This window comes from Mesorhizobium sp. M1A.F.Ca.IN.020.06.1.1 (assembly GCF_004023265.1).
Classification (GTDB): domain Bacteria; phylum Pseudomonadota; class Alphaproteobacteria; order Rhizobiales; family Rhizobiaceae; genus Mesorhizobium.
In genome coordinates, this window is record NZ_RZSR01000075.1 from 1 (window position 1) to 10,916 (window position 10,916).

Consider the following 10,916-nt stretch of genomic DNA (forward strand, 5'->3'; position numbering starts at 1 on the left):
GATCCAGCCGCCGTAATAGCCGGCGATCATGCCGAGCGTGATGCCGACGATCATGGCGACCGCGACGGAAAGCGGCGCGACGACCAGCACGGTGCGAGCGCCGAAGATCAGGCGAGACAGCTCATCGCGGCCGAGAATGTCGACGCCGAGCCAATGCGCCGCCGATGGCGTCGGGTCGGCTAGCGCCATCACATCCTGCTCGGTCGGAGAATAGAGCGGCAGCACCGGTGCGAGGATCGCCGCAAGCACCCAGAAGCCGACCAGGAACAGCCCGACCAGTGCGGTAGGCGAGCGCAGGATGCGCGCCCATTTCAGGCGTGCCCTGCCCGTTGCCTTGACGGCCGTCGCCTCCATAGCTCTCTGCTCGACCAGTGCGCTCATCGCAATCTTATGCGTGGATCGAGCAGCATGTAACCGAGATCGCCGACGAATTGCGTCGTGACCGCGATGGCGACGGTGATCAGCGTGGCCGCCTCGATGGTCGCGATGTCGCCGAAGAGGCTGGCATCGAGCAGCAGCCGACCGAAGCCGGGATAGGCGAAAACGAGCTCGGTCACCACCACGCCGCTGATCAGGAAGTTGATCTGCAGGAGCAGCACCGTGAACGGGGCGATCATCGCGTTTCGCAGGGCATGGCCGATGACGACCTGGCGTGTGCTCATTCCCTTCAGTACCGCGGTGCGGATGAAGGGCTTTTCCATCACCCCGATCATGGACACGCGGATCATGCGCGCGACATAGCCGAAATCATAGATGACGAGCACCGCCACCGGCAGCACGAGCTGCGAGGGAACGGACCAGCCGCCCTCTGTATCGAGCGGGCTGGTGCCCGGCAGCACCGGCCAGAGAATGACGAATAGGGTGACCAGAAACACGCCCGACGCGAATTCCGGGATCGAGGTGAAGGTTATGCAGATCACCGACAGGAGCCGGTCGAGCACGCCGCCTTCCTTCAGGCCGGACAGGATGCCGAAGACGATCGACAGCGGCACGATCAGCAGAAAGGCCAGCCCGGCCAGGATCGCCGTATTGCCGAGCCGGTTCCAGATGACGTCGTTGACGGGCAGCTTGTTCAGCGTCGAATAGCCGAAATTGCCGAAATACTGCGCGCCGCGCGGATCCTTGAAATTGAGCCCGGTGCTCGGGTCCTGGAGCGGATCCGGAATGATGCCGAGCAGCACGCCCGCCCAGCGCCCGTAGCGCACCAGCAGCGGATCGTCGGCCCTCAGCTTCTTGGTCAGGAAATCGACCTGCTCTTGCGTCGCGAACGGCCCGAGCGATTTGCGCGCGACGCTGCCCGGGGTGAACTCGCAGACGGCGAATACCAGAAAGGAGGCCGCGACCATGGTGAGCAGCATCATCGCCAGCCGTTTCGCCACGAATATTGCCATCAGCCGGACGTTTCCGTTCTGGGTGCGAGTGGAAAGGAACGCCCGGCCGTTCTGTCGCCGGCCGGGCGCAGCGTGGTCTAGGCGGAGGCGACCGCATAATCCTTGGCGAAGATGTACTGTGATGGATGCAGTTCGAAGCCCTGCACCTTCTTGTCCATGACGGTCGAGAAGATGCGCCAGAACGGCTGCACGATCGGGCCCTCGTCCTGCATGATCAGCTCGATCTTCTCCATCACCTTGCTGCGCTCCTTCGGGTCGAGAATGCCCTCGGCCTGGGTGAGCAGCTTGTCGAATTCGGCGTTCGAGAAATGCGATTCATTCCAGGCGGCATTGGAGCGGTAGGCGAGGCCGAGCGTCATGATGGCGAGCGGGCGGTGGCCCCAGGCGGTCAGGCTGAAGGGCGCGCTGGTCCACACTTCCCAGTACTGCGCGCTCGGCAGCGACTTGATGTTGGCCTTGATGCCGATGTCCTTCAGCTGTTCGGCCATCGCCTGTGTCGTGTTGAGCTCCCAGATCGGGTCGGGCCGCGTCACCAAATCCACTTCGAAACCGTCGGCATGGCCGGCGTCGGCCATCAGCTTCTTCGCCTTCTCGACGTCGCGCGGCCATTTGGGCAGCGCGGCATATTCGGGGTGCGACGGCGCCACATGGTGGTCCTCGGCCAGCGTGCCGGCGCCGAGCAGGACGGTCTGGATGATCTTGTCGCGGTCGAGCGCATGGCGCATGGCCTGGCGCACGCGCTTGTCCTTGAACTGCTCGACATCGGGATGCATGCGCATGACGATGGTCTGCGTCGTCTCGACCTTGTGGACCGAGACATGAGGGAAGGCCTTCATCGAATTGATCTGCACCGCGTCGGCTTCCGACAGGCCATCGACCTGCTTGGACGCCATCGCCGCGATGCCGGCGCCGGGATTGTCGCCGAGGTCGACGAATTCAAACGTGTCGAGATGCGCAGCACCGCCCCAATAATCGGCCCGCGCCTTGTACTTCGCGCCCTTGCCGACCGTGTATTCGACCATCTCGAAGGGACCGGTGCCGTTGGCGCTCGGGCCGAAGGCGCCGTTGTCCTTCGGATCGAGGATGAACATCGGATAGTGGAAGAGATGTTCGGCGACCGCGATCTGCGGCGAGAACAGGTTCAGCCGCACCGTGCTGTCGTCGACCTTCTCGATCGCCTTGTCGGACCAGAGCCGGCTCGACTTCTTCGGATTGCCATTGTCGTCCTTTTCGCCGGTATCGTACTCCTCGACGAGATAGCCGGTGAACAGGCCGAGCACCGAGGAGCCGACTTTGGGATCGCTGACACGCTTCAGGTTCCAGACCACGTCGTCGGCATTAAGCGCCCTGCCGTCACGCCATTTGACATCCTTGCGGATGTGCAGCGTCCAGGTCTTCAGGTCATCGCTGACGTCCCACTTCTCCAAGAGATAGGGGTGAGTGATGTTGTTGCGGTCGGTAAAGGTCAAATATTCGCAGACCTGGCGGATGACGTTGGATTTTTCGGCGAAGTCGGCCAGATGCGGATCCTTGATCTCCATGCAGCGCATGCCGATGCGCAAATTGCCGCCTTTCGGCAGGTCGCCGGCACGCGCTTGCGTCGCCGGGTCGATGATGCCGGCCATGGCATAGGCCGCGCCGGCCGAAAGCCCGAGCAGCGTCGACTTGCGCAAGAAGTCCCTGCGGCTGATCTCGCCCTCGTTAAGCTGATCGAGCAGTGTCGGAATATAGGGATGCGATGTCTTGTCCAAGGTCTTAACCTCCGAGTTGTCGCGATGCGCGTGCCGGACAGGGCGCTTCGGCGCTGTCTTTTCGACTGGTGCGGAACCGGTTTTGAAGGCCGCGGCGCGACCGCGCCGCCGGACCGTCAAGACGCATGGACGACGAGAGGCATGCCGGTCTGACCGGTCTGTATCCGCGCTCGGAATGCAGGTCCATGGCGGGTGGCTCCCATTGGTGGCGCCGCTGGTCGCGGCTGCTCAATTCCCCGCCAAAAGCTACACCCGGCCTCTATGCCTACAAACGAAGATTGATGTGGCTATGACCTCGTTTTTTTTGCTCTTAACTGCCCCGAAAAGCAGCAGCCAGCCCCAATAGCAGGCTTTACAGTCGTTTCCCGAGCTTTCTACATTGCCGGCGTTCGAAAAAGTGGGGTCATGTTGTCGGCACAAGAGCCAGCACGGACCCCTGTTGTTATCCGGCCCGTCGCCCGGCCGTCCGGCTCCGGCACACAGCCACAAGGAACACGTAAATGCGGACTCATGCCCAGGCTGTTGTGATCGGCGGCGGCCTGATCGGATGCTCGATCCTCTATCATCTGACCAAGCACGGCTGGAGCGATGTCGTGCTGTTCGAGCGCGACGAGCTCACCTCGGGCTCGACCTGGCATGCTGCGGCCAACATTCACGGCTTGCACGACTCGACCAATATCAGCCGCCTGCAGCATTACACCATGGCGCTCTACAAGGAGCTGGAGAAGGAGACTGGTCAGGGCTGCGGCATCTTCCAGCCGGGATCGCTTTATCTCGCCCAGACCGAGGCGCGTGAACATCAGCTCCGGCTGCAGGAAGCCAAAGCCCGCCGCTACAAGATGAACTTCTACGAGGTCGACCGCGCGGAGGCCGAGCGGCTGCACCCGCTCGTCGACTTCGACGGCATACGCTGCATCATGTACGAACCCGAAGGCGGCAATGTCGATCCTTCGGGCGTGACGGCCGCCTACGCGGCCGGCGCGCGCCAGCGTGGCGCCGAAATCCACCGCTTCACCGCGGTGACCGGAACGGAGCAGCAGCCGGACGGCAGCTGGATCGTGCGCACCACCAAGGGCGACGTCCGCACGCAATGGGTGGTGAACGCCGCCGGACTGTGGGCGCGTGAGGTCGGCGCGATGGCCGGGTTGGCGCTGCCCCTCATACCGACCGAGCACCAGTATTTCGTCACCGAGACCATCCCAGAGATCGCCTCGATGGGCCGGCGTCTGCCTTCGGTCGCCGACCGCGATGGCGAATATTACCTGCGTCAGGAGGGCCTCGGCCTGCTGATCGGCGCCTATGAGCGGGCGATGAAATTCTGGGCCGAGGACGGGACGCCGCAGGATTTCGGCCACGAGCTGTTCCCGGACGATCTGGAACGCATCGAGGAGAACATGATGCGCGCGATCGCCCGCGTGCCGGCGGTCGGCGCTGCCGGCGTCAAGAGGGTGATCAACGGACCGATGATCTGGTCGCCGGACAGCGCCGCGCTGTTCGGCCCGGTGCCGGAGCTGCGCAACTATTTCTGCTGCGCCGGCATCATTCCGGGCTTTTCGCAATCCGGCGGCCTCGGGCGCCTGGCGGCCGAGTGGATGATCGAGGGCGAGCCGACGCTCGACATGTTCGGCTGGGATCTCGCCCGCTTCGGCCACTGGGCGGGCAAGGCATTCGTCAAGGCGCGCGTGCAGGACCAGTACAGCCATCGCTTCAAGATCCATTTCCCAAACGAGGAGCGCGCCGCTGGACGGCCGGTGCGCACACGGCCGGCCTATTCCATGCAGAAGGAAAACGGCGCGGTGTTCGGCCTGAACTTCGGCTGGGAGCATCCGCTGTGGTTCTCGATCGACGGCGAGCCGCGCGAGGAGACGATCGGCTTCACCAGGCAGAACTGGTGGCACCCTGTCGGCCGCGAGGCGCGCATGCTGCGCGACCATGTCGGCATCATCGACATCTCCAACTTCGCCAAATACGAGGTGAAGGGGCCGGGCGCCGAGGCCTGGCTGAACGCGCTTTTCGCCAACAAGATTCCCTCGCGGGTCGGACGATCCTGCCTGACGCCGCTGATCGGCAAGCGCGGCGGCATCGCCGGCGACTTTACCGTCACCAAGCTGGCGGAGGACGAGTATCGCGTCTTCGGCTCCGGCATGGCCGAGCGCTATCATCAGCGTTTCTTCAAGATGCTGCCCTTGCCGGAGGGCACGACGTTCCGCTCGCTCACCGAGGACATGTGCGGCTTCAACGTCGCCGGGCCGAAGTCGCGCGCGGTGCTGCAGCGCCTGACCAATGACGATTTGACGACGGCGTCGTTCCCCTTCATGGCCTCGCGCCGCATCACCGTTGCCGGGCTCGATGTCATTGCGCTGCGCGTCTCCTTCACCGGCGATCTCGGCTGGGAGCTCTATTGCGAGGAGAAGGACCAGACCGCTCTTTACAACGCCCTGCTCGACGCGGCGCGTCAGGAAGGCGGCGGGCCGGTCGGCTCGCGCGCGCTGATGTCGCTCAGGGTGGAGAAGGGCTATGGCAGCTGGGGCCGCGAATACTCGCCCGAATATTGGCCGCAGGAAGTGAAGTTCGACCGCCTGATCAAGATGGATAAGGGCGACTTCCTCAACCGCGACGCCTATGCCGCGCTGGCATCGCAGCCGGCCCGCGACGAGCTGATCATGATCTCGATCGAGGCGAAGGATGCCGACGCCACCGGCGGCGAGCCGATCTTCCTTCCCGATGGCACGCCGGTCGGCCAGGTCACGTCTGGCGCCTACGGCTATCATGTCGGGATGTCGCTGGCGCTCGGCTACGTGAAGGCGGGCTCGGTGAAATCCGGCGATGCCGTCACCGTCGCGATCCTCGGCCGGCCGCACAATGCCGTGTTGCTCGACAGGCCGCCCTTCGATCCCGATGGCAAGCGGCTGAGGGCCTGACCGGTGCTTGCCTGCCCGGTGACCCGCAACAGCACAGCGGCGTGAGCGGCACGAATGGCGCGGCGCTCGCATCAGCTGGTCGTAAAAGGCGGTAGGGTCGCTTTGGATGACGGTTGGCGGGATTGCGACGTCGGCATCGATGACGGCCGCATTGCGGCGATCGATTCAGGCCTGCAAGGTGGGCAAACCATTGACGCCGCGGGCCTGTGGGTGATGCCTGGCGGCATCGATGCCCACTGCCATCTCGACCAGCCTGTTTGGGGCGGGGCCGGTAACGCCGACGATTTTGAATCGGGCTCCATCTCGGCCGCATTCGGCGGCACGACCTGCATCGTGCCCTTCGGCATGCCGGGTCCAAATATGACCACGGTGGATGCGCTCGAACGGGCGATGGGCTGCGCGGCCGGCCGTTCCATCATCGACTACGGCCTCCATGCGGTGGTGACGATGGGGACCGGCGCCAACGTCGAGGCACAACTTAGCCAATTGGCCGGGCAAGGCATTGCTTCGGTCAAGCTTTTCATGACCTACCAGGGCTTCGCGGTCGACGACGACCTGTTCTTCACCGTGCTCGATACGGCGAGGAAGCTCGGCTGGATCGTCATGGTTCATGCCGAGAACGATGCCGCCATTCGGCGCACGCGGCAGCGGCTGATCGAGCTTGGCCGCACCGAGATGCGCTATCACGCCGTGGCGCACAGCGAGATCATGGAGCGCGAGGCGACCCATCGGGCTCTGGCGCTGGCGGAGATGACCGGCACCCGCATGGCCATCGTCCATGTGTCGTCGCGGCAGTCCGCCGAGGAAGTCGCGCGGGCGCGTCAGCGCGGCGTCGACGTCGCGGCCGAAACCTGCCCGCAATACATCTTCCTCGGTGCCGCGGACCTCGCCCGCCCAGGCAGGGACGCCGCCCGCTTCGTCTTTTCGCCGCCGCCGCGCACGCCGCATAGCCGCGAGCATCTCTGGCGGCTGCTGGCGGACGGCGGCATCGACCTCTGGTCGTCCGATCATTCGCCCTATTATTTCGCCGACAAGATCGGCAAAGCGCCGCAGCCAGGTTTCACCACGACATTGAGCGGTATTCCGGGCCTGGAAACCAGGCTGCCGCTGCTGTTTTCCGAAGGGCTGCTGACGGGGCGCCTTTCGCTGCAGCGATATCTGGATCTGACCTCGCGCAATGCCGCCGCGATCTACGGTCTCGACCACCGCAAGGGTCGCATCGCCCCCGGCCTGGACGCTGATCTCGCGCTCTGGGACCCGGCACGCAAGTGGACCATCGGCCACGAAATGCTGCACTCGCGCGTCGACTTTTCGCCTTACGAAGGCAAGGCGGTGACGGGCAAGCCGATCACCGTGCTGCTGCGTGGTGAGCCGCTGATCGCGGGCGAAAAGCTGCAGGCGCAAGCTGGTTTCGGCGGCTTCGTCGCGCGCCGTCCGTCCGATCCGGCAAAGGCCGGCACGGCTGTGGAGGACACCACGCCATGGCTCGACCCCTGATTGGGCGACTTGGAATATCGGCCTGGCAGAACGTCGGACTTACAGCGTGGGTCGCAAGGTCCGAAATGTGACCGAGTAGCGGTGTTCTGCGAGCGGCGGAATGCTGTGCTCCCATTCGTTGCGCGCCGGACCGGCCATGAGATAGGCGGATCTCGGCTCGACCTCGATCGTCTGCCGGTCCCATGTCGCGCCGTTCCTGCGGCGCAGCCGGAAACTGCAGGATGCCAGCAGGGAGACGCCTGCGACGAGCTCGAAATGGGGCTTGTCGCGATGCCAGCCGATGCCCGCGCCAGGCCGGTATTCGTTGATCAGCACCTGCGAGAACTCCGACGCGGGCCGACCGGCGAAGTCGGCGACCTTGTCGCGAAGCGGCAGCAGGAAGTCGGGTATGGCCGGTGCTTCCACGACCTCGCGGCGGTCGTAGTCGTAACGCAGCCCGAAGCCGACAACCTGCCTGTTGGCTAGATGGCCGTGGAAGTCGAAGGGCTTGAACGGCAGGCCTTCGATGCAGCGCACCAACGCGCTTTCTTCGTTGCGCGTGATCAGCTCCGGCCGGTAGCGGAATCCTTCCGGCAGGCTGTTCGGGACACCGAAAAGATCTCCTTGGCGGACTTGCGCCGTGGCGCTCGATTTCGTTGACGGCATAAACCTCAGATAGGCAATTCGGCAGGTCTCGCAAGGCCCTGATCCGTCGGCAGCCGGTGCGACGGAACCCATTGACAGCTCCGGGAATTACGCATTGGCCAACGGGGCGCTCGTTTCATGCCTTCCACCGCCAACCGGAACATCTATTACGACCCGGCGACGAATCCTTTCGGTATGGTTTGTCCCGAGCGGCGACCGCTATGACTATGAGCAGGTTGAGCCAGAGACCCACGCGGCATTCAAGGCTGCTCGGTCCAAGGGCCGGTTCTTCAACGAGTTCGTGCGCGACCGATACAGCTTCCATCTGGTGGCGCAAGGACCGCAGCATTGAACCAGAGCCCCGCTCCAATGCCCTGCTCGAAGCCACCCCTCCTGTCGTTGGGCAGGGCCTGTTAGCCTTATTGCTCAGCTACGGTTCGAACTGGGGAATTGGTATCTACCGGTGTGACTTTCGATCGGTTGTGCGAGCTTGCGCAGCGCCGGTGCGCACCGCCGCGTGGCAGTCAACCTCCCTTGCGCGGAACGTTCCTCTGCTGTCCCGGCGTGCTCTGCCTCCGACTTCCGTCGATGCTGTCACAGTCGCGTGAGCTTCCGGGCCTTCGCCTGCAAAATTCGGAACAATGCCCCCGTTGAGAGGTTAGCGCCCCATAGCCAGCCCCGATGACAGCCAGCCTGGGAGCGAGCCATGTCCCGAATTTCCGCGCCAAGCACGACCGGCCTCAGCCGGCGAAGCTTCATGACAGCTACTGTCTCAGCCGCCGCGGCGGCGCCCTTGCTCAGCTCCCCAACGAGAGCGGCAAAACCGGCCGCGACCCGTTCCGGCTTGAGGGAAAAGGTCGCGGTGTCCTTGCGCATCAACAAGCAGCCTTACGAGCTTTCGCTGGATGCCAGGACCAGCCTGCTTGACGCCCTGCGGGACCATGTCGGCCTTACCGGCACGAAAAAAGGTTGCGACCATGGGCAGTGCGGCGCCTGCACCGTTCTGGTGGACGGAAAGCGCGTGCTCTCCTGCTTGAGCTTCGCCGTGATGAACGACGGCAAGGAGGTGACGACCGTCGAAGGGCTTGCCTCGAGCGACGGCAAGCTGCATCCGATGCAGCAGGCCTTCATCGACCACGACGCGTTCCAGTGCGGCTACTGCACGCCGGGTCAGATCATGTCGGCCATCGGCTGCGTCAACGAAGGCCACGCCAACTCCGAGGACGACATCCGCGAATACATGAGCGGCAATATCTGCCGCTGTGCGGCCTACCCGAACATCGTCGCCGCGGTCGTCCAGGCGCGCGATCAGGCGAGAGGAACCTGACGATGCGCCCCTTCATCTATGAACGGCCGACAGATGTCTCCGCCGCGGTCGCCATCGCATCCCGCTTTACCACCGAGGACGACCAGCCGACACGGGCGAACGCGCAGTTCATCGCAGGCGGCACCAATCTTGCAGACTATATGAAACTTGGGGTGGCGGCGCCCAACCGGCTGCTGGACCTCAACCGGCTCGAAGAGCCAGGGCTGAGGCAGATCAGGGTTACCGACGACGGCGTGCGCTTCGGCGCCCTGGTGCGGATGGGCGAGGCTGCCGACCATGGCGAAGTCAAACGCCGCTATCCCGTCATTGCCGAAAGTTTGCGGCTGGCGGCGAGCGGCCAGATCCGCAACATGGCGAGCCTTGCCGGCAACATGCTGCAGCGAACGCGCTGCGAATATTTCCGCGAGCCCTCCTGGGCCTGCAACAAGCGGGTGCCGGGTTCGGGCTGCGCGGCGATGGAAGGCTTCAACCGCCAGCACGCGGTGCTGGGCGCCAGCGATGCCTGCATTGCCACCTATCACGGCGACTTTGCCCAGGCTCTGATTGCGCTCGATGCCGTTATTCGAGCCGAGGGGTCTCGCGGAGCGCGCGAAATTCCCTTTGCCAGGCTGCATCGGCTGCCCCGCGACACGCCGCATATCGAGACGGATCTGGCGGCGGACGAGATCATCACCGCCATCGAGGTGCCTGCCTTACCGTGGGCCCGGCGCTCGCATTACCTGAAGATCCGCGACCGCGAGTCTTATGCCTTTGCGCTGGCCTCGGCGGCCGTTGCGCTCGACCTCGACGGCGACAGCGTCCGCGAGGCAAGGATTGCGCTCGGCGGGCTGGCGACGGTGCCGTGGCGCGCCGGCGAGGCCGAAGCGGCCCTGCAGGGCAAGAAGCTCGACGAGGCATCGGCAGGTGCGGCGGCGGACGCTGCCTTTGCCGGTGCCGAACCGCGCCAGCACAATGCGTTCAAGATCGAGCTCGGCAAGCGGACGCTGGTGCGCGCGCTGCTCGAAACGCGAGACATGAAGGTGTGACCATGGACCCAGCCGCTCCGAAGCCCAAGGAGAACATGGGCGAACCGCTGCCGCGCGTCGATGCGCGGCTGAAAGTCACCGGGCAAGCCCACTATCCGGCAGACCTGCCGACGGCAAACCTAGCCTATGGCGCGCTGGCCACCAGCAGCATCGCCAAGGGCATGGTGACGAAGCTTCACCTGGACGATGCCCGTGCCGTGCCCGGCCTTCTCAACATCGTCACTTATGGCGACATGGACAAGGTCGAGAAGCCGAAATTCGGCAACGCCGGCGCGACCTCGATCGGACCGCTGCATGACAGGACGATTTTCCACGACGGCCAGATCATCGCCTTGGCCGTCGTGGAAAATCGTCCTGTCATGCAGCGGTCCGATCGAGGT

At 64.4% G+C, this 10,916-nt stretch carries 8 protein-coding genes and 2 pseudogenes; 6 read left to right on the forward strand and 4 right to left on the reverse strand.

The window, feature by feature from the left end; translation table 11 throughout:
• The 3 genes and pseudogenes from EOA60_RS05775 to EOA60_RS05785 form a co-directional block, all read right to left on the reverse strand.
• Nucleotides 1-381, reverse strand: a pseudogene (locus EOA60_RS05775) (ABC transporter permease); the annotation flags it as partial.
• Nucleotides 378-1,391 (reverse strand): ABC transporter permease, encoded by a 1,014-nt coding sequence (locus EOA60_RS05780; RefSeq protein WP_066989127.1) that lies wholly within the window; start codon nt 1,389-1,391, stop codon nt 378-380. The pseudogene EOA60_RS05775 and the gene EOA60_RS05780, both read right to left, overlap by 4 nt.
• Nucleotides 1,392-1,468: 77 nt before the next feature.
• Nucleotides 1,469-3,142, reverse strand: coding sequence for an ABC transporter substrate-binding protein (locus EOA60_RS05785; protein ID WP_095825816.1), 1,674 nt, complete (start codon nt 3,140-3,142; stop codon nt 1,469-1,471).
• A gap of 500 nt (nt 3,143-3,642) precedes the next feature.
• Here EOA60_RS05785 and EOA60_RS05790 point away from each other — a divergent pair, with 500 nt between their 5' ends.
• Together EOA60_RS05790 and hydA are read left to right on the forward strand one after the other, a co-directional pair.
• The gene (locus tag EOA60_RS05790) at nt 3,643-6,063 is read left to right on the forward strand and encodes an FAD-dependent oxidoreductase (protein WP_095825734.1); all 2,421 of its coding nucleotides are present in this window, start codon (nt 3,643-3,645) and stop codon (nt 6,061-6,063) included.
• 54 nt (nt 6,064-6,117) lie between these two features.
• A complete protein-coding gene (gene hydA, locus EOA60_RS05795) occupies nt 6,118-7,560 on the forward strand; it encodes a dihydropyrimidinase (RefSeq protein WP_095825733.1) in 1,443 nt (480 codons plus the stop codon).
• Nucleotides 7,561-7,599: 39 nt separating this feature from the next.
• Here hydA and EOA60_RS05800 read toward each other — a convergent pair whose 3' ends face one another.
• Nucleotides 7,600-8,205 (reverse strand): alpha-ketoglutarate-dependent dioxygenase AlkB, encoded by a 606-nt coding sequence (locus EOA60_RS05800; protein WP_095825732.1) that lies wholly within the window; start codon nt 8,203-8,205, stop codon nt 7,600-7,602.
• Nucleotides 8,206-8,299: 94 nt separating this feature from the next.
• Between EOA60_RS05800 and EOA60_RS05805 the strand changes: the two genes are divergently transcribed.
• The 4 genes and pseudogenes from EOA60_RS05805 to EOA60_RS05820 form a co-directional block, all read left to right on the forward strand.
• Nucleotides 8,300-8,536 carry a KTSC domain-containing protein gene (locus EOA60_RS05805; protein WP_348627461.1) on the forward strand — a complete coding sequence of 79 codons (237 nt, stop codon included), beginning with the start codon at nt 8,300-8,302 and terminating at the stop codon, nt 8,534-8,536.
• Between the two features lie 354 nt (nt 8,537-8,890).
• Nucleotides 8,891-9,511 (forward strand): (2Fe-2S)-binding protein, encoded by a 621-nt coding sequence (locus EOA60_RS05810; protein ID WP_095825731.1) that lies wholly within the window; start codon nt 8,891-8,893, stop codon nt 9,509-9,511.
• A gap of 2 nt (nt 9,512-9,513) precedes the next feature.
• Complete coding sequence (locus tag EOA60_RS05815; RefSeq protein WP_095825730.1) at nt 9,514-10,536, forward strand: xanthine dehydrogenase family protein subunit M; 1,023 nt, start codon at nt 9,514-9,516, stop codon at nt 10,534-10,536.
• Nucleotides 10,537-10,538: 2 nt separating this feature from the next.
• A pseudogene (locus EOA60_RS05820) lies at nt 10,539-10,916 on the forward strand (xanthine dehydrogenase family protein molybdopterin-binding subunit); the annotation flags it as partial.